Annotated in this window: 12 protein-coding genes; 10 read left to right on the forward strand and 2 right to left on the reverse strand. The window is 47.9% G+C overall.

The annotated features are described in order from the left end of the window. The first annotated feature begins 1 nt into the window (after position 1). The 3 genes from EYR25_RS05605 (at position 2) to der (ending at position 3,367) form a co-directional block, all read left to right on the forward strand. Positions 2-622 (forward strand): tetratricopeptide repeat protein, encoded by a 621-nt coding sequence (locus EYR25_RS05605; protein WP_133178791.1) that lies wholly within the window; start codon positions 2-4, stop codon positions 620-622. Between the two features lie 11 nt (positions 623-633). Continuing rightward, positions 634-1,821: an outer membrane protein assembly factor BamB gene (gene bamB / locus EYR25_RS05610; protein WP_133178792.1), complete on the forward strand. Its 1,188-nt coding sequence runs from the start codon at positions 634-636 to the stop codon at positions 1,819-1,821. A gap of 79 nt (positions 1,822-1,900) precedes the next feature. Next, on the forward strand, positions 1,901-3,367 hold the full coding sequence (gene der / locus EYR25_RS05615; protein WP_039977774.1) for a ribosome biogenesis GTPase Der: 1,467 nt from the start codon (positions 1,901-1,903) through the stop codon (positions 3,365-3,367). A gap of 146 nt (positions 3,368-3,513) precedes the next feature. On the opposite strand, the gene xseA is transcribed toward der, so the two are convergent. Then, complete coding sequence (xseA, locus tag EYR25_RS05620; protein ID WP_133178793.1) at positions 3,514-4,860, reverse strand: exodeoxyribonuclease VII large subunit; 1,347 nt, start codon at positions 4,858-4,860, stop codon at positions 3,514-3,516. 122 nt (positions 4,861-4,982) lie between these two features. Here xseA and guaB point away from each other — a divergent pair, with 122 nt between their 5' ends. The 3 genes from guaB (at position 4,983) to tadA (ending at position 8,886) form a co-directional block, all read left to right on the forward strand. Next, on the forward strand, positions 4,983-6,449 hold the full coding sequence (guaB, locus tag EYR25_RS05625; RefSeq protein ID WP_011622022.1) for an IMP dehydrogenase: 1,467 nt from the start codon (positions 4,983-4,985) through the stop codon (positions 6,447-6,449). A 117-nt stretch (positions 6,450-6,566) separates the two neighbouring features. Further along, positions 6,567-8,144, forward strand: a complete 1,578-nt coding sequence (gene guaA / locus EYR25_RS05630; RefSeq protein WP_133178794.1) for a glutamine-hydrolyzing GMP synthase — start codon at positions 6,567-6,569, stop codon at positions 8,142-8,144. Between the two features lie 190 nt (positions 8,145-8,334). Beyond that, positions 8,335-8,886: a tRNA adenosine(34) deaminase TadA gene (tadA, locus tag EYR25_RS05635; protein ID WP_165953548.1), complete on the forward strand. Its 552-nt coding sequence runs from the start codon at positions 8,335-8,337 to the stop codon at positions 8,884-8,886. 434 nt (positions 8,887-9,320) lie between these two features. Here tadA and mltF read toward each other — a convergent pair whose 3' ends face one another. Then, positions 9,321-10,757 (reverse strand): membrane-bound lytic murein transglycosylase MltF, encoded by a 1,437-nt coding sequence (gene mltF, locus EYR25_RS05640; RefSeq protein WP_011716320.1) that lies wholly within the window; start codon positions 10,755-10,757, stop codon positions 9,321-9,323. 279 nt (positions 10,758-11,036) lie between these two features. On the opposite strand from mltF, the gene purL reads away from it, so the two are divergent. The 4 genes from purL to cydX all read left to right on the forward strand — a co-directional run bounded on the left by purL (position 11,037) and on the right by cydX (position 19,004). Beyond that, the gene (purL, locus tag EYR25_RS05645) at positions 11,037-14,918 is read left to right on the forward strand and encodes a phosphoribosylformylglycinamidine synthase (RefSeq protein ID WP_133182747.1); all 3,882 of its coding nucleotides are present in this window, start codon (positions 11,037-11,039) and stop codon (positions 14,916-14,918) included. 1,239 nt (positions 14,919-16,157) lie between these two features. Then, positions 16,158-17,714 (forward strand): cytochrome ubiquinol oxidase subunit I, encoded by a 1,557-nt coding sequence (locus EYR25_RS05650; RefSeq protein WP_133178796.1) that lies wholly within the window; start codon positions 16,158-16,160, stop codon positions 17,712-17,714. Between the two features lie 15 nt (positions 17,715-17,729). Further along, positions 17,730-18,869 (forward strand): cytochrome d ubiquinol oxidase subunit II, encoded by a 1,140-nt coding sequence (gene cydB, locus EYR25_RS05655; protein ID WP_023267074.1) that lies wholly within the window; start codon positions 17,730-17,732, stop codon positions 18,867-18,869. Between the two features lie 18 nt (positions 18,870-18,887). Beyond that, positions 18,888-19,004: a cytochrome bd-I oxidase subunit CydX gene (gene cydX, locus EYR25_RS05660; RefSeq protein WP_011622029.1), complete on the forward strand. Its 117-nt coding sequence runs from the start codon at positions 18,888-18,890 to the stop codon at positions 19,002-19,004. Positions 19,005-19,467 lie beyond the last annotated feature (463 nt).

The raw sequence follows: 19,467 nt of genomic DNA on the forward strand, positions 1-19,467 counted from the left end.
CGTGGAAATTTATAGCACAGAAGAACAACAAGTTGATGCTATCAAGCAGTTCTGGAAAGACTATGGTCTCTCGATTGGGATCGGTGTGGTCGTTGGTTTAGGCGGCCTGTACGGTTGGAACTATTACTCCGACATGAAAATCGAGAAAGCCGAAGAAGCATCACAGGCTTTCCAAACCTTAACCACCAAATCAAGCGACGAAGCGGCTATGCTGGCTGGCGTGGCTGAGTTTTCGAAAAATCACGACCAAAAGGGCTATCAAGCACTGCTGGACCTGATCGTCGCGAAAACCGCGGTGGAAGCGAAAGATTTTACTAAGGCGGAAGAAGCGCTGAAGAAAGTGATTGCGGCTAAGCCAGGCGCTGGATTAGACACAGTGGCAACACTGCGTTTAGCACGTATTCAGGCAGAACAAGGCCAAATTGGTACTGCGCTCGCAACCTTAGAACAAGTGACTGATAAAGCCTTCTTAGCACAACGCGAAGAACTCAAAGGCGATTTCTTTGTACGCCAAGGCGAAGCGGATAAAGCGAAAGCTGCTTACCAAGCTGCAATGGACAATGGCGGTGTTGTGACCAGCCCTGCACTTAAAATCAAACTTGATAACCTAAATCAAGCATAAGGGATCCCTTGATGAAGTCTTGGTGCAAGAACCTGCTAGCCGCTGGGTTAAGCCTAGCCATGTTATCCGCCTGTTCTTCTAGCGATGTGGAAGAAGAACCGGTAAGTGAGTTAACTGCGATTCAGGCGACAGTGTTTCCTGAAGTAAGTTGGAGCGCCTCTGTAGGTGACGGTGTCGGTGATTATTATTCTCGCCTCACTCCTGCAGTTCGTTACGGTAAAATTTTTGCAGCCGACCGTTACGGCGAAGTCGTGGCCTTTGATGAAGCCACGGGTGAGCGGGTTTGGAAAAAAGATTTTAGTGAAGAGTTCCGTGATAACGCCTTAGCCAAAAACAAGGGCGCACGCTTAGCCGCAGGTGTGACTGCCGCGCGCAATAAACTCTTTATCGGCGGTGAGAGTGGTCTATTGGCCGCGCTGAATGCCGAAGATGGTCAAGTGCTGTGGCATGTCGTTGCTGGAGGGGAGTTACTCTCTAAGCCAACCGTTGCTGATGATGTGGTGGTGGTGAGCACCAGCTCAGGTTCGCTCGAAGCTTTTAACGTCGATACAGGCGCTAAGCTGTGGGTCTATGACATGCAGTTACCGAATCTGACCTTACGTGGCACGGGTTCTGCGGCCTATGAGGCAGGTGGTTTCTTTATCGGCACCGCCGATGGCAAAGTCGCCGTTGTGGTGAAAAACAACGGTCAAGCCGCATGGGAACAAGCGATTTATAATCCAACTGGCGGCAATGAGTTTACTCGTATGGCCGATGTGGATATGACGCCGCTGATCTTAGGTGATAACCTGTATGCGGTGAGTTACAACGGTAACTTGGTGTCGATGGAGCTGCGTACCGGTCGAATTATTTGGTCACGCAAGTACTCAAGCTTCAATGAATTAGCTACGGCGGGTTTAAGCTTATTTTTGGTGGATGACCACAGTCGTATCTACTCTGTGGATAGACGTAACGGTTTAGAATTGTGGAGCAACTCTGAGCTGGCGAATCGTACACTCACGTCACCAGCCGTGTATCGCGACTATCTGGTTGTGGGCGATTTTGAAGGTTATCTGCACTTTATCGACCGCAGCACAGGCAGTATTGTCGGTCGTATCCAAGTGGACAGCTCTGGATTATTCAGCCAACCGTTAGTGGTGGATGATAAAATCTACGTGCAAGGTCGCAGCGGAAAGCTAGCTGTTGTAACACTTCCTTAGTTAAAAGTGTTATCCTTGTAGAGCCCCTGGAAGTGTGTTCCGGGGGCTTTTTATTGAAAAGTTTTTTAGAGGCAAAATCATGATCCCTGTAGTGGCCCTTGTTGGTCGGCCGAACGTCGGTAAATCCACCTTATTTAACCGCCTCACGCGTACGCGTGATGCGCTGGTTGCTGACTTTCCTGGCCTAACACGTGACCGTAAATATGGTCGAGCATTCCTATCCGGCTATGAGTTTATCGTGGTGGATACCGGCGGTATCGACGGCACCGAAGAGGGGATCGAAACTAAGATGGCCGAGCAGTCCCTCGCCGCTATCGAAGAAGCCGATGTTGTCTTATTTATGACCGATGCGCGCGCGGGCTTAACCGCCGCGGATTTGTCTATCGCTCAGCATTTACGTAGTCGCCAAAAAACCACTTTCGTGGTGGCTAACAAGATTGACGGTATCGATGCCGATTCTGCCTGCGCCGAGTTTTGGTCGTTAGGTTTAGGTGAAGTCTATCAAATGGCTGCTGCCCAAGGTCGCGGCGTGACCAACATGATTGAGTACGCACTGACACCTTACGCTGAAGCTATGGGCATTGAACGCCAAGGCGAAGAGGAAGAAGTTGACGAGCGTCAGTACACCGAAGAAGAAGCCGAAGCCGAGCAGAAGCGTCTGCAGGATTTACCGATTAAGCTTGCGATTATCGGTAAGCCAAACGTGGGTAAATCGACACTGACTAACCGTATCTTAGGTGAAGAGCGTGTGGTGGTTTACGATGAGCCAGGCACCACCCGCGACAGTATTTACATTCCGATGGAACGCGATGGCCGCGAATACGTGATTATCGATACTGCTGGTGTGCGTCGCCGCAGTAAAGTCCATGAAGTGATTGAAAAATTCTCGGTGATCAAAACCCTAAAAGCGGTTGAAGATGCCAACGTCGTGCTGCTGATCATCGATGCCCGTGAAGGGATTGCCGAGCAGGATTTAGGTCTATTAGGTTTTGCCTTGAACGCGGGTCGTGCCTTAGTTATCGCTGTCAACAAGTGGGACGGTATTGACCAAGGTGTTAAGGACCGTGTTAAGAGTGAACTCGACCGTCGTTTAGGCTTTATCGACTTTGCTCGCATTCACTTTATTTCGGCGCTCCATGGCACGGGCGTTGGTCATCTGTTTGAGTCGATTGAAGAAGCTTACGACAGTGCGACTCGCCGTGTGAGCACCTCGATGCTGACCCGCATCATGCAAATGTCGCAGGATGACCATCAGCCACCATTGGTGAACGGTCGCCGTGTGAAACTGAAATACGCCCACGCCGGTGGTTATAACCCGCCAATCGTGGTTATTCACGGTAACCAAGTCAGCAAGCTGCCGGATTCTTACAAGCGCTACATGATGAACTACTTCCGTCGTTCATTGAAAGTGGTGGGTACGCCAATTCAGCTACGTTTCCAAGAGGGTGATAACCCGTTTGAAAACAAAGTTGAAAAGCTGACTATGAGCCAAGAGCGTCGCCGTAAACGCGCCCTGAGTCATATTAAAGACCGCAAGGCAAAGTAAATTTGCGCTATTGGCTTAAGCCGAACATAAAAAAGGAACCCTAGGGTTCCTTTTTTGTTGGCGCATTTTAGGGGGAAATCTTAAGTCTTGTTTCGATAAAATGTATAGCTATGGGCTTGAGTGTTGAGCCTTAAGGCTGTTTAGTCTTAGCTTTTATCCGTTATGTGCGTCACGGTCGACTGCACCTGCCCATGGAGTAGGCGAGTGTTTATCCTATCGCCAACACTCAGCTGAGCGGCATTGTCTATGACCTGATGATTTGTATCTGTGGTGATGCTGTAACCCCGGCTCAAGGTAGCTAATGGACTGACTGTTTCTAATTGATGGGCGGCATATTTGATCCACTGCTCGTTTTGGTTGAGGGTATCCTGCATTGCATCCTGCAAACGCGTCGCTAAATAGCTCAACCTATTGGTCTCGAGCGCGAGTTTGTGCTTTGGAGATTGCTGCTCGAGGCGACTGGCCAGTTGCTGCTGACGACGACTTAAACCGTGCAGTTTGTTAGACAATGCGGCTTCGAGCCGTAATTGCATCTCATCGAAACGCTGCTCAAATTGCTGCAGGGTACGCTTAGGATCTAAGCGTTGCAGCCTATGTTCGAGCAAACTTAAGCGTCTTTCCTGCTTGAGTTGATAGTGGCTGGCGCTCTGTTTAAGGCGCGACAGTACTGTGGCTAAGCGTTGGCTCTTATTGTCGCTATCCTGAGACAGTAGTTCTGCACCCGCAGAAGGCGTCGGGGCGCGAACGTCTGCCACATAGTCACTGATGGTGGTGTCGACTTCATGGCCTACGGCGCTGACAACGGGTAAGGCGCTGTTGTAAATAGTGTGGGCGAGCGCTTCGCTATTAAAACACCATAAATCTTCGAGTGAGCCGCCGCCACGGGTGAGCAGTAATACATCCACCTCGAGCCGTTGATTGGCGATATTAATGGCTTGGCAGATATTCATATCTGCGTTTTCACCCTGTACTTGGGTCGGATAAATTATTACTTCAATCGATGGGTCTCGGCGGGCAAGTACATGCAATACATCGCGAATAGCCGCGCCCGAGGGGGAGGTGATGACACCAATACGTTGAATATTTTTTGGAAGCTGGCGTTTAGTGTCGGCGGCAAATAATCCCTGCGCCGCAAGCTTCATTTTGAGCGCTTCAAATTGTTGTGCCAGTAAACCATCCCCGGCGGGCAGCATAGACTCAATCAATAACTGATAGTCGCCTCTAGGCTCGTACACGCTAATCGCGCCTTTCACGAGCACCTGTTGACCATTCACAGGTTTAAAGCTCACGCTTTGGTTGCGTCCCTTAAACATGGCGCAGCGAATTTGTGAATAATGGTCCTTGAGGGTTAAATACCAATGGCCCGAGCTGGGGGCAGAAAAATTGGAAATTTCACCATTTAGCCAGACTTTTCCCAGTTGTCCCTCGAGAATTTGCCTGACTTCACCATTGAGGCGTGAGACGGTATAAATATTATTTTTAGGGACTTGCATGTGTTTTCTCGTGCAAATGGGATTTTTTCACTATTTTCCATTTACCGCTCCCCAGATGCAAGGTATAATCCCGCCGCAATATTTCACCTCTAAAATCCTACTCAACTGGGGAGATGTTGCCTATGCTACGTTTAATTAAAGAAGCGCTAACCTTTGACGATGTGTTACTTGTTCCTGCGCATTCTACTGTACTCCCAAACACCGCCATCCTTAAAACTCGCCTGACCAATACCATTGAACTGAATATTCCGCTTGTGTCTGCCGCTATGGACACTGTGACCGAAGCGCGTCTTGCGATCGCCATGGCACAGGAAGGTGGCTTAGGATTTATTCATAAAAACATGAGCATAGAAAAGCAGGCCGAAGAAGTTCGTAAAGTAAAAATTTACGAAGCAGGTGTGGTTCAACAACCTGTGACGGTAACGCCTTCAACTACGCTGGCGGATCTTAAAGTGCTGACCGCGAAGAATGGTTTTGCGGGTTACCCTGTGGTAAACGAAGCCAATGAATTGGTGGGTATCATCACTGGCCGTGACGTACGTTTCGTGACTGACTGGAGCAAAACCGTAGAAGAAGTGATGACGCCAAAGGCGCGTTTAGTCACTGTTGCGGAAGGCACTAAGTTAGATGAAGTGCAAAAGTTAATGCACTCAAACCGTATCGAAAAAGTGTTAGTTGTCGATGATAACTTCAAGCTGAAAGGCTTAATCACAGTAAAAGACTTCGAAAAAGCCGAGCGTAAGCCGAATGCCTGTAAAGACGAATTAGGTCGTTTACGTGTGGGCGCTGCCGTAGGTGCAGGTGCGGGTAACGAAGAGCGTGTCGATGCGCTGGTGAAAGCCGGTGTTGACGTGCTCTTAATTGACTCTTCTCACGGCCACTCTGAAGGCGTGTTGCAACGTATCCGTGAAACCCGCGCAAAATACCCAGATTTACAAATTATCGGTGGTAACGTGGCAACAGCTGAAGGCGCATTAGCCCTAGTTGAAGCTGGTGTTAACGCGGTTAAAGTTGGTATTGGCCCTGGTTCTATCTGTACCACACGTATCGTGACGGGTGTGGGCGTGCCACAAATTACCGCAGTGTCTGACGCTGCCGAAGCCGTAAAAGGTTTAGGGATCCCTGTTATCGCCGACGGCGGTGTCCGTTTCTCGGGTGACTTAGCCAAAGCTTTAGCCGCAGGTGCATCGTGCATTATGGCGGGTTCAATGTTCGCGGGTACTGACGAAGCGCCAGGCGAAACGGAACTCTACCAAGGCCGTGCCTATAAGTCATACCGTGGTATGGGTTCTTTAGGCGCCATGTCTCAAGGTTCTTCTGACCGTTATTTCCAATCTGACAATGCTGCCGACAAGCTGGTGCCAGAAGGCATCGAAGGCCGTGTACCTTACAAAGGCAAGCTCAAGGAAATCATCCATCAACATATGGGCGGTCTGCGTTCATGCATGGGCTTAACGGGCTGTGCCACGATTCAAGAACTGAACGAAAAAGCGCAGTTTGTGAAAGTGACGTCTGCGGGCATGGGCGAGTCCCACGTTCACGATGTGACTATCACTAAAGAAGCGCCAAACTACCGTTCAGGTGCGTAAACGTTTCTGATAACGGGGCGGCGATAAGCCGCCCCGTTATTAAGATTTGTATGCCCTCAAGATTGAACCTCGCAGTCTTGAGCTAAGTTAAAACAATAGATGAGATAAAGGTTATCCATGAGCGATATTCATGAGCATAAGATACTGATCCTCGACTTTGGATCTCAGTACACCCAGCTAATTGCCCGTCGTATCCGTGAAATTGGTGTTTACTGTGAGTTATGGGCGTGGGATGTGACCGAAGCCCAAATCCGTGAGTTTGCCCCTAACGGGATTATCCTCGCTGGCGGCCCTGAAAGTGTGACTGCCGACAATTCTCCCCGCGCACCTGAATATGTGTTCAATGCTGGCGTGCCTGTATTAGGGATCTGCTACGGCATGCAAACCATGTCTGAGCAGCTCGGCGGTAAAGTGATTCAAGGCGTAGGCGAAGGCGAGTTCGGCTACGCTCAAATCGAAATGTTAGCGCAATCGGCCCTGTTTAAAGATATCGAAGACGCAGTCAGTGCCGATGGCAAATCACTGCTCGACGTGTGGATGAGCCATGGCGATAAAGTTTCGGCGATCCCAGAAGGTTTCGTTGCGGTTGCTAAGACTGATACTTGCCCATTCGCGGCCATGTCTTGTGAGGAAAAACGCTTCTACGGCGTGCAGTTCCACCCTGAAGTCACCCATACCCGCCAAGGCATGCGTATGCTGTCGCACTTCGCCTTAGATATCTGCGGCTGTGCGGCCAACTGGAAACCTTCTTCAATCATCGAAGACGCTATCGAACGCTTGAAAAAGCAAGTGGGCGAAGATGAAGTGATTTTAGGTCTGTCTGGTGGCGTGGATTCATCGGTAGTGGCCATGCTGCTGCACCGCGCCATTGGCAAAAAACTGACCTGCGTATTCGTTGATAACGGCTTACTGCGTTTAAACGAAGCGAAACAAGTGATGGAAATGTTTGGTGACCATTTCGGCCTGAACATTGTTCACGTCGATGCGGAAAACCGCTTCCTCGAAGCACTCAAAGGCGAAGCTGATCCTGAAGCGAAACGTAAAATCATCGGTCGTGTATTCGTTGAAATTTTCGACGAAGAAGCCAAGAAATGCGTTAACGCTAAATGGTTAGCCCAAGGCACTATCTACCCAGACGTGATTGAATCGGCTGGCAGCGCCACAGGTAAAGCCCATGTGATTAAGTCGCACCATAACGTTGGCGGTCTGCCAGAGGATATGGAGTTAGGTCTGGTTGAGCCACTGCGCGAACTCTTTAAAGACGAAGTGCGTAAGATTGGTCTTGAGCTAGGTCTGCCATACAACATGCTTTACCGCCATCCGTTCCCAGGCCCAGGCTTAGGTGTGCGCGTGCTTGGCGAAGTGAAGAAAGAGTACTGCGATTTGCTGCGCCGCGCCGATGCCATTTTCATCGAAGAGCTGCACAAAGCTGATCTTTATAACAAAGTCAGCCAAGCATTTACCGTGTTCTTACCTGTTCGCTCTGTCGGTGTAATGGGCGATGGCCGTAAATACGATTGGGTGGTGTCACTGCGCGCCGTTGAAACCATCGACTTTATGACCGCTCACTGGGCACACTTGCCATACGATTTCTTAGGCCGAGTGTCTAACCGTATCATCAACGAAATCGACGGTATCTCCCGTGTAGTTTACGATATTTCAGGTAAGCCACCTGCAACTATTGAGTGGGAATAATTTCTTGTCTTGATGACATGCATTAACGAAAGGCGCCAAGTGCGCCTTTTTTTATTGGTTATGGGTATAATTGCCCAAATTGTTGATTAAAGAGAATCCTTAAGTGGAGCAGATAAAACTGGACCCCAAAACCTTGCATGCGAAAACAAATAGCTCTGATGAACTTGGTTGTGATGAAGTGAGTGCTGATGTGCTAGCTGGCGAGCAACCTTGTCTCGAGCAAGCTAGTCTTGAACAAGCTCGAGTCGATGAACATTGGATGCGTGTCGCGATGACTATGGCTGAAAAGGCCGAGGCGGCGGATGAAGTACCAGTGGGGGCGGTTTTAGTAAAAGAGGGTCAGCAAATCGCGGCCGGATATAACTTGTCTATCAGTGAGCATGACCCCTGCGCCCATGCTGAAATTCAGTGTTTACGAGCAGCGGGGCAAACGATTGAAAACTATCGCCTCCTTGATACCACTCTTTACGTTACCCTCGAACCTTGTGCAATGTGCGCCGGAGCTATGGTGCATAGCCGGATTGCCCGCGTGGTCTTTGGTGCAAAAGATGAGAAGACTGGCGCAGCGGGAACCGTGCTTAACCTCTTGCAACATCCTGCTTTTAATCATCAAGTTGAGGTGACATCTGGGGTGTTAGCGCAGGAATGTGCTGACCAATTGAGCCGCTTTTTCAAGCGTCGCAGGGAGGAGAAGAAGGCTTTAAAACAGGCTCAAAAGGCGCAGCAAGGAACGCTATCCTAGAGGAGTTTATGGACTCGCTTTAGCGTTAGTCTTGGGATTGGATAAACGTAAAAAACAGTTTGTGACGATTTAGCACCCGACGATGACGAATTTTCAGTAAGGTGCGGCGGCGTGATGCATTGTTATTGATGGTTTTTCTTCTCATATAGACCCCGTTTTCAATCTTGTTATTGTCTTGGTTATGTTGCTTTAGTTAACAGCTATGGGTTAACACGCAATAATTATTATATCGACCTGTCACTATGACAGTATCAGCAGAGATCTCGGGCGACAATCCCCCTCGATGCATCTGCTCTATAAAGCAGCGTTTTTAGCCCAAAGCGAGCTCACTTTAGCCTGTAATCACTTAATCTAAGATTAAAATCGTGGTGTGATGGTCGCAAAAAAGCAAGGTTGCGGCGCAAGTCAAGTTATTGAGGGGGAAGCGGTTAGGGTTATTTCGGCTTATCTGGGCTAAGTGTGCCAGGCACTGGCGCTGGGCCATCTTCCGAGGCGAGGTCGCTCGGTTCTTCCTCATCGCTATTTTGCTGTTTAGATTGATTATCGACCCAGACTAAGGTGTCGTAATAACGGCGAATGCTGTCGACGTAATGCACGGCTTCGCTACCACGGGCATAGCCGTAGCGGGTCTTTTGGTAATATTTACGCTTTTGTAGCAGTGGCAATACCTTTTTAAGATCCCGCCAGGCGTTGGGATTAAGCTCCATGGACTCAGCGAGTTTACGAGCGTCTTCCACATGGGCATAACCGATATTGTAAGAGGCCAGCGCAAACCACATGCGTTGACTCTCGGGGATAGATTCGGGCAGACGGTTGATCATATCCCGTAAATAAGCAGCGCCGCCGCGAATACTTTCTTCCGCATCGAGGCGGTTCGTAATGCCAATTTCTTTGGCGGTCGGCTGCGTGAGCATCATCATGCCGCGCACCCCTGTGGGTGAGCGGGCATTAGGATTCCAATGGGACTCTTGATAACTGGTCGCCGCCAATTTACGCCAATCTAAGTCACCAGCGTGGGTTTCGAAAAGCTGCCGATAACGGGGCAACACGGTTTCGATGGCGCGCAGGAAGGCGCGGGTATCGATATAGTCGAAACGCTTAACGTGACCAAAGTACTTTTCGTTTAAGTGATCGAGTGTGCCGGCGAGTTTTTCTTGGTGCCAAAACGCCAATAGCTGACTCATCAAGCCGTCACTGTGAGTGGGCGGCAGCAACCAAACCACATCAAGCTTTTCTTCTAGCACGAGCCCTGAACGCAGATCCGGCAAATAACGACGGTTAATCTGCACACTGCTCGAGTCGGCGATGGTGTAGTCGATTTCCTTGTTGGCGATCATCGCCAGCAGCTCTTCGCTGTCTTTATCTGTGACTTGATCCCACACCAGCGTCGGATGGCGTTTCTGTAATTGCGTCAAGGTTTCCACAAAAGAAGAGTCGGCAATTACGGTAATTTTGCCTTTTAAGTCAGTGATATCTTTGGGTGTTGGCATGCCTTCACGGTAAACCAGTACTTGATTGACGCGATACAGCGGCGGGCCTAAACGGAATTGTTCGCGCCGCGCTGGGGTTTCTGTCATCCCCGCAGCAATGATATCAATCTCGTTTTTTTTCAGTGCATCATAGAGTTCGGCGCGGTTGGTATAAGGCACCATTTTTAAGGGCACATCGAGATACTCGGCAAAGAGCACCGCCATATCGTAATCGAAGCCACTGTTGCCTTGGCCCGAGGTCATATAAATTTGCGGGCCATAAAGGGTGCCGACTCTTAATTCGGTGAGTTTATGGGGGACATATTCTGTTTCTTCCACGGTCACTTGCTGACACGCCGTCAGTAAGAAACCTAAGATAATCGCGAACAGAAATCGAGTCATTAAACACACTTTATTAAATAAAATCAAAATGATGAAAAAATGAAGGTCAGTGAGGTAGCAAGGATTAACTGGCTGACATTGCTGTGATTATATCCGTTTGTTGCCAATTGCGTTAAAAAAATCGTACTGCATGGAATACGAAGGAGGGGAAAAGGGCCGCTTTTTATCTTATAGGAAACACTGTTTTGCGTAAGGTCACAGGTGATTTGTGACAGACATTTCCTTATAATAGCGCCATCTCTGACCCCTGCAATTATAAATATAAGGTGAATTGACGTGATGGAGATCATCCGCGGAGCCCCAGCACTCTCGACGTTTAGAGTGCAAAAGCTAATGGAGGCCTGCGTAAATGCTGCGCTTCCGGTACGCCAAATCTATGCTGAGTATGTTCATTTAGCGGATTTGAGCGAGTTGCTTGAGACCAATGAGCGCGAGCAACTTGAAAAAATTCTCACCTATGGACCTGCTATCGAAGCCCATACCCCCCAAGGTTCACTCCTGTTTGTTACTCCCCGCCCCGGCACAATTTCTCCATGGTCTTCTAAAGCCACTGATATCGCCCACAATTGTGGTTTAGGTAAAGTGAAACGCTTAGAGCGTGGTGTTGCCTATTATGTGGAGTCAGACACTTTGACTGGCGAGCAGCAACAGACCCTCAAAGGGTTATTGCACGACCGTATGGTTGAAGTGGTACTGGACGATTTTGCTAAGGCCGATGTGCTGTTTAAGCGAACTGAACCTGCGCCGTTCAAGAGTGTGAACGTGTTGGCTGAAGGTCGCCGTGCCCTTGAAGTGGCTAACGTCGAAATGGGTCTGGCGCTCGCCGAAGATGAAATCGATTATTTAGTCGAAAACTTTGTGCGTTTGAACCGCAATCCAAACGATATTGAACTGATGATGTTTGCTCAGGCCAACTCTGAGCACTGCCGTCACAAGATTTTTAACGCAGATTGGACAATTGATGGGCAGGCGCAGCCTAAGTCTCTGTTCAAAATGATTAAAAACACTTTTGAAACCACGCCAGACCACGTGTTATCTGCCTATAAAGATAACGCCGCTGTGATGGAAGGTTCGGTTGCGGGACGTTTCTTCCCCGATCCAAACGGTGTTTACAGCTATCACACTGAGCCAATGCACGTACTGATGAAAGTGGAAACCCACAACCATCCTACGGCAATCAGCCCATACCCAGGTGCGGCGACAGGTTCGGGTGGTGAGATCCGCGACGAAGGTGCAACGGGTCGTGGCTCTAAACCTAAAGCGGGTTTAACTGGCTTTAGCGTATCGAATTTAAAAATCCCAGGTTTTGTTCAACCTTGGGAAGGTAATTATGGTAAGCCGGATCGCATCGTCAGCGCGCTGGACATTATGACCGAAGGCCCACTTGGCGGCGCGGCGTTTAACAACGAGTTTGGTCGTCCAGCGCTGTTAGGTTACTTCCGTACCTATGAGCAAGAAGTCTCGAGCCACAACGGCGTAGAAGTCCGTGGTTATCACAAGCCCATCATGCTAGCTGGTGGTTTAGGTAACATCCGTGAAGAGCACGTCCAAAAAGGCGAAATCACCGTCGGTGCTAAGCTGATCGTACTCGGTGGCCCTGCGATGAACATAGGTTTAGGCGGCGGCGCGGCTTCTTCGATGGCGTCGGGTCAATCGAGCGAAGATTTAGACTTTGCATCGGTTCAACGCGAAAACCCAGAAATGGAGCGTCGCTGTCAGGAAGTGATCGACCGCTGCTGGCAGTTAGGCGATAAAAACCCAATCCAGTTTATCCACGACGTGGGCGCGGGTGGTTTATCTAACGCTTTCCCTGAGTTAGTTAACGATGGCGGACGTGGTGGTATCTTCAATCTGCGCAACGTGCCATCGGACGAGCCGGGCATGAGCCCGTTGGAGATCTGGTGTAACGAATCGCAGGAGCGTTATGTGCTTTCGGTCGCAGCCGAAGACCTGCCTTTATTTACGGCGATTTGTGAGCGTGAGCGCGCACCGTTTGCGGTGGTGGGCGAGGCGACGCAAGAGCAGCATTTAACCCTAGCCGACAGCCATTTCGATAACAATCCTATCGATTTACCACTTGAGGTGTTATTAGGTAAAGCACCTAAAATGAGCCGTAATGTGGTGTCTAAAAAGGCTGTTTCTCCTGCAATTGAGCAAAGCAAGATCGATGTGAAAGAAGCGGTTAAACGCATTCTTAGCCTGCCAACCGTGGCGGACAAAACCTTCCTGATCACCATTGGTGATCGTACGGTAACGGGTCTAGTGAACCGTGACCAAATGGTTGGCCCATGGCAAGTACCCGTTGCGGATTGCGCGGTCACGGCGGCAAGCTTTGATACCTACGCCGGTGAAGCCATGTCTATGGGTGAACGTACGCCGCTAGCTCTGCTCGATTTTGGCGCCTCTGCCCGTATGGCGGTTGCCGAATCGATTATGAACATCGCAGGTGCGGATATTGGTTCGTTCAAACGTATCAAACTGTCGGCTAACTGGATGTCTGCCGCGGGGCACCCCGGTGAAGATGCGGGTCTTTATGAAGCGGTTAAAGCTGTGGGTGAAGAGCTGTGTCCTGAGCTGAGCCTGACCATTCCTGTAGGTAAAGACTCCATGTCGATGAAAACCGCATGGCAGCAAGACGGCGCTAACAAAACCGTGACGGCACCTATGTCACTGGTGATTTCTGCCTTCGGTGTGGTGCAGGATATCCGTAACACGGTAACGCCAGAGCTTCGCAGTGATAAAGGCGAAACCTCGCTGTTATTAGTCGACTTAGGCGCTGGCAAAAACCGTTTAGGCGGTTCTTGTTTGGCACAGGTTTACGGTGAGTTAGGTGATATCGCACCGGACTTAGACGATGCAGCACTGTTACGTGGTTTCTTCGAAACCATGCAAAAACTGGTGGCGAAGAAGTCGGTTATTGCATACCACGACCGCAGTGACGGTGGTTTATTCACCACCTTAGTGGAAATGGCCTTTGCCGGTAACACGGGTCTGTCTATTGACTTAAGTGCACTGCAAGGTACTGACGTTGAACGTCTATTCAATGAAGAACTCGGTGGCGTACTGCAAGTGAGCCGCGCGGATGCCGAGCTTATCACAGCGCAATTCGCCCAAGCAGGCGTGCCTTGCCATATGTTTGGCTCTTTAGCGAATGACCAACGCATCACCATTAAAGATGGTGCGCGTGAAGTGTTCAGCGAGACGCGTGTTGCACTGCGTACTATCTGGTCTGAAACCACTTACCGCATGCAAGCGCTGCGTGATAACCCAGCCTGTGCATTAGAAGAATTTAAGCTTAAGCAGGATGAAACCGACTTAGGTTTAACTGTTAACTTAAGCTTCGATCCAAATGAAGACGTTGCTGCGCCGTACATCCTCAAAGGTGCTGCACCTAAGATGGCGATTCTGCGTGAGCAGGGTGTTAACTCCCATGTGGAAATGGCTGCTGCATTCGACCGCGCAGGTTTTGAAAGCCGTGACGTGCATATGTCTGACATTCTGTCGGGCCGCATTAGCCTCGAAGAGTTCCAAGGTCTGGTGGCCTGTGGTGGCTTCTCCTACGGTGACGTATTAGGTGCGGGTGAAGGTTGGGCTAAGTCTATCCTGTTCAACGAGCGTGCTCGCGATGAGTTCTCACGTTTCTTCGAACGTGACTCAAGCTTTGCTCTTGGTGTGTGTAACGGTTGCCAAATGCTGTCTAACCTGAAGGAAATCATCCCTGGTAGTGAGCACTGGCCACGTTTCGTGCGTAACCGCTCTGAGCGTTTTGAAGCGCGTTTCAGCTTAGTTGAAGTGCAGCAAAGTCCATCACTGTTCTTCCAAGGTATGGCTGGCTCACGTATGCCTATCGCCGTGTCCCACGGCGAAGGACATGCAGAGTTTGCCAGCGCGCAGGCGCTCGCGTTAGCTGAGGCCTCTGGCACCATCGCGCTGCGTTTTGTGAATGGTAAAGGTGAAATTGCCACCCAATACCCACAAAACCCGAACGGTTCGCCAAACGGTTTAACCGGTATTTGTACTACCGATGGCCGTGTGACTCTGATGATGCCTCATCCTGAGCGTGTATTTAGAACGGTTGCGAATTCTTGGCATCCAGATAACTGGGGTGAAGACAGCCCATGGATGCGCATGTTCCGCAATGCAAGAGTTAACCTAGGCTAGTTTTTTTATTGATAAAACCTCAGCTTAGCACAGCTAAAAAGGAGCGAAATTTTTCGCTCCTTTTTTCATATATAAAACACATCTTTAAAAAATTAATATATTTTAATATGTTAGCGTTATCTGCATTTTTTCTAATGCAGTCAATTTAAAAAATACCGACTTAATCAGCTAAATACCTCTTAATAAGTAGTTCACACATGTGAAACAAAACCTTATTACCATTATTTAATTGCTTTAAAGCCCACCATCTGCGGACAATAAAAATAAAAAGCCCCCAACTCATCGAGAAGGGGGCTCGTTTTGCGCTAACAAAACTTCAAATCAAATCAGTATTATTTCAGAGTAAGCGGTGAACGATTACAGCTCACGAGCAGTATAAAGTTCAACAAAAACACGCTTATAGCTGTTAACCAGACGTTCGAATAAATTTGTCATATCGTTTTCTCCACACCAAAGTTATACCTATGTGCGCGGAGTTTGGCTTGTCTGGGGCGCTTCACCAGTCACATCAAACCGTCTCCTTAACACAGGAGATATATTAACCAGTATGAATTAGCTTATCAAACGAGAAAAAGTATATTTAACAATTAGAAAAACTAATCAAATTTTGTTGTTATTTATGGGATATTGCTTTTTATTTTTAATTTAAATATTGATTTTAAAGGTTTTTATTTATTATGCTTTATGTAAAAATATAATGTTTCATTAGTGTTAATGTTGTTTTTTGTTTGTTTTTATTTGTTTTTGGCGGTTAGGATGTGATTTTTTGTTTAAATTGCCAAAAGAGTGGTTTTTAATTTAATTTTGAGTGCTCTCTACCTCATATTTTTGACACTGTCAACGGTGGGTGAAAGTGAAGTGTGTGCCCCGTAGCAAAACCCATCTAAACCCCTGAGTTTGATTGATTTGAATCAAAGGCGGGTGGTATAAAATACTCACAAATGAAAGCGATTAAATATCTTAACTATCTGATATTTATATCGATGGGATCATTTGTAGGATTGGGTGGTGAGGTGGAAGTCTCAAAGCCGAGCGATAGTGTGACAGGTGTCTCAGTATGCGAGGAAAAAGGGGATTTTTAGGCCTTGCTGCTTCGATGTAATGAAAAAGATGAAATTTAACGGTTTATACTGGCTTCAGTTATAAACACAAAATGAAAACTCACTATCCTACAAAGGCACTTGCTATGAATGGCTCATGTTGTCGTAGCAATTGGACGCACCACGTAAGGAGTCACCGATGATTGTTGAAGAGGTTGTTGAGCTATCGCGGCTGCAGTTTGCGCTGACGGCCATGTATCACTTCCTGTTTGTTCCCTTAACCTTGGGGTTAGCATTTTTGCTGGCTATCATGGAATCACTCTATGTGATGACTGATAAACAAATTTATAAAGATATGACTAAGTTCTGGGGTAAGTTGTTTGGTATCAACTTTGCCTTGGGTGTTTCAACGGGTTTAGCGATGGAATTCCAGTTTGGTACTAACTGGTCTTATTATTCGCATTATGTTGGTGACATTTTTGGTGCACCACTGGCCATTGAAGGTTTGATGGCGTTCTTCTTAGAATCGACCTTCGTAGGTATGTTTTTCTTCGGTTGGGATCGTTTCAGCAAGCGTCAACATTTAGCGGTAACTTGGCTTGTGGCTTTCGGTACTAACTTCTCCGCACTGTGGATTCTGGTGGCAAACGGTTGGATGCAAAACCCTGTGGGCAGCGTATTCAATTACGAAACCATGCGTATGGAAATGACCAGTTTTGCAGATGTCATCTTTAACCCTGTTGCACAGGTTAAATTTGTTCACACTGTCGCCTCTGGTTATGTGACTGGCGCAATGTTTATCTTAGCGATCAGCTCTTACTACATTCTTAAGAAACGTGACTTACCCTTTGCGCGTCGTTCATTTGCGATTGCGGCAAGTTTTGGTATGGCGTCTATCCTGTCTGTTATCGTACTGGGTGACGAATCAGGCTATAAAGTGGGTGAGGCACAACGCGTTAAGTTAGCGGCAATTGAAGCTGAGTGGCACACAGAGCCAGCTCCTGCAGCCTTTACTGCTGTAGGTTTCCCAAATCAAGAAACCATGCACACCGATTTCGCGGTGAAGATCCCTTACGCTATGGGTATCGTGGCAACACGTTCTTTAGATGAGGAAGTCACAGGTATTCGCGACTTAATTACCGAACACGAAGTGCGTATTCGTAATGGTATGAAAGCCTATGAAATGCTGGTGAAACTGCGTGCTGGTGATACTTCTCCAGAATTACGTGCAGCATTTGAAGCGGCTAAAGTTGACTTAGGTTATGGCTTACTCCTGAAGCGTTACACTGACAATGTAGTGGATGCGACTGAAGAGCAAATTAAAGCAGCAGCGAAAGACTCTATTCCAAGTGTTGCCCCAATTTTCTGGAGCTTCCGTATTATGGTTGGTTTAGGTTTCTTCATGTTGTTTGTGTTTGCAGCTGCGTTTTGGCAAAGCACTCGTCATCAGATCGAAGAGAAGAAATGGGTACTTAAAGCTGCGCTTTATAGCTTGCCATTACCTTGGATTGCGATTGAGTGTGGTTGGTTTGTGGCTGAATACGGCCGTCAACCTTGGACCATCTCTGAGGTGTTGCCGACCTTTATGTCTGCATCGAGTTTAACGACTGGTGATCTGTGGTTCAGTATTATCTCAATTACCCTGTTCTATTCAGTGCTGTTGATTATTGAGATGTTCCTGATGTTTAAGTTTGCACGTCTTGGACCAAGCAGCTTAAAAACAGGTCGTTACCACTTCGAGAAACTAGAAGCCTAAGCAGAGGATTTCATTATGTTTGATTATGAAATATTGAGAATGATCTGGTGGGCTCTGATCGGCGTACTGTTCATCGGATTTGCGGTTACTGATGGTTTTGACATGGGGGTAGGTGCATTGCTGCCTATTCTCGGTAAAGACGATACTGAACGCCGTATTATGGTTAACTCTGTAGCCCCCCATTGGGACGGTAACCAAGTGTGGTTAATTACCGCAGGCGGTGCTTTATTTGCTGCTTGGCCTATGGTGTATGCAGTGTCTTTCTCTGGCTTCTATGTGGCCATGATGATAGTGCTGTTTGCCTTGTACATGCGTCCAGTGGGTTTTGATTACCGTTCTAAAATCGAGAATCCAAAATGGCGTAAGTCTTGGGATTGGGCATTGTTCGTCGGTGGTTTTGTTCCGCCACTGATTATCGGTGTCGCCTTTGGTAACTTGCTGCAAGGTGTGCCATTCAATTTTGATGAATTCTTGCGTGCTACCTATCATGGCGGTTTATTTGGTCTGTTGAACCCATTCGGTTTACTCGCAGGCTTAGTCAGCGCTGCTATGTTTATGATGCAAGGTGCAGCATGGCTACAAATGAAAACCGAAGGTGAATTGCGTGTTCGTGCTGCGAATGCAACTCAACTATTAGCCTTGTTAGTGGCGGTATTATTTGCTGCTGCAGGTGTATGGCTAGCTAACGGTATTGATGGTTATGTAGTGACTTCAACACTGGATCACCATGCATTGTCAAACCCAACCCTGAAAACGGTCGCGGTTGAATCAGGTGCTTGGTTAGCTAACTATGATAAGTATCCTATTACTATGCTGTTCCCAGTATTAGGTGTGGCATTACCACTGCTGGTAATCGTGGTGAGCCGCTTAAATCGTTCAGGATTTGCGTTCCTATTTAGCTCGCTGACACTGGCGATGGTGATTTTAACTTGTGGTGCAGCTATGTTCCCATTCGTCATGCCATCATCATTAGATCCTAATGTGAGCTTAACTATGTGGGATGCGACTGCGAGTGAAATGACATTAACTGTGATGACATGGGCGGCGATTATCTTCGTTCCAATCGTGTTAAGTTACACTGTATGGACTTACTTCAAGATGTTTGGTCGCTTAACCCGCAAACATATTGAAGATAACAAAGCCTCACTCTATTAGAATTAAGGAGCATCTACTATGTGGTATTTCACGTGGATATTAGGGGTTTTGTTAGCCTGTTCCTTCGGTGTTATCAATGCGCTTTGGCTTGAAAACACGGAGAACATGGACCGCTCAAGCGATGACGCTGAGTAACAGTTAACCTCCTATAGCATGAACCCTTTAAAACCCCGCAATCGCGGGGTTTTTTATTACCTGATTACTCAGTTCAAAGGATTCGCTTAGATGGTTTGATTTGCTGATATATCGAATGTAACAAGCAACAAACAACAAGTTAGCGGCGGCTTTCCATAAGAGAAACGGCTCAATATGATGTAGCCGAACAGTATTGATTAGCACAAAGCTTTAGTTCAAGCCTATTTAAAAGCTTATGCTCAATTGCCAAAGCCAAAGCCAAAGCCAAAGCCAAAGCCAAAGCCAAAGCCAAAGCCAAAGCCAAAGCCAAAGCCAAAGCCAAACAGGTTTCAAGGTGGAAGATTCACTTAGCAAGGGTTAGAGGATTCGTCTGTGATGGCTATTAGCGGTGTTCATCATTTTTTGACTTCGTTAATTAAGCAAAAAAATACCGCCCAAGAAGCGGGCGGTATCGTGACAAAGC

This window comes from Shewanella decolorationis (genome assembly GCF_004354305.1).
In the GTDB taxonomy this organism is placed as follows: domain Bacteria; phylum Pseudomonadota; class Gammaproteobacteria; order Enterobacterales; family Shewanellaceae; genus Shewanella; species Shewanella decolorationis.

Bases quoted from the DNA above. Each gene is read 5' to 3' on its own strand.
- cydB (WP_023267074.1), top strand. From the start codon at position 17,730: ATGTTTGATTATGAAATATTGAGAATGATCTGGTGGGCTCTGATCGGC.
- guaB (WP_011622022.1), top strand. From the start codon at position 4,983: ATGCTACGTTTAATTAAAGAAGCGCTAACCTTTGACGATGTGTTACTT.
- purL (WP_133182747.1), top strand. From the start codon at position 11,037: ATGGAGATCATCCGCGGAGCCCCAGCACTCTCGACGTTTAGAGTGCAA.
- der (WP_039977774.1), top strand. From the start codon at position 1,901: ATGATCCCTGTAGTGGCCCTTGTTGGTCGGCCGAACGTCGGTAAATCC.
- mltF (WP_011716320.1), bottom strand. From the start codon at position 10,757: ATGACTCGATTTCTGTTCGCGATTATCTTAGGTTTCTTACTGACGGCG.
- xseA (WP_133178793.1), bottom strand. From the start codon at position 4,860: ATGCAAGTCCCTAAAAATAATATTTATACCGTCTCACGCCTCAATGGT.
- bamB (WP_133178792.1), top strand. From the start codon at position 634: ATGAAGTCTTGGTGCAAGAACCTGCTAGCCGCTGGGTTAAGCCTAGCC.
- guaA (WP_133178794.1), top strand. From the start codon at position 6,567: ATGAGCGATATTCATGAGCATAAGATACTGATCCTCGACTTTGGATCT.
- EYR25_RS05650 (WP_133178796.1), top strand. From the start codon at position 16,158: ATGATTGTTGAAGAGGTTGTTGAGCTATCGCGGCTGCAGTTTGCGCTG.
- cydX (WP_011622029.1), top strand. From the start codon at position 18,888: ATGTGGTATTTCACGTGGATATTAGGGGTTTTGTTAGCCTGTTCCTTC.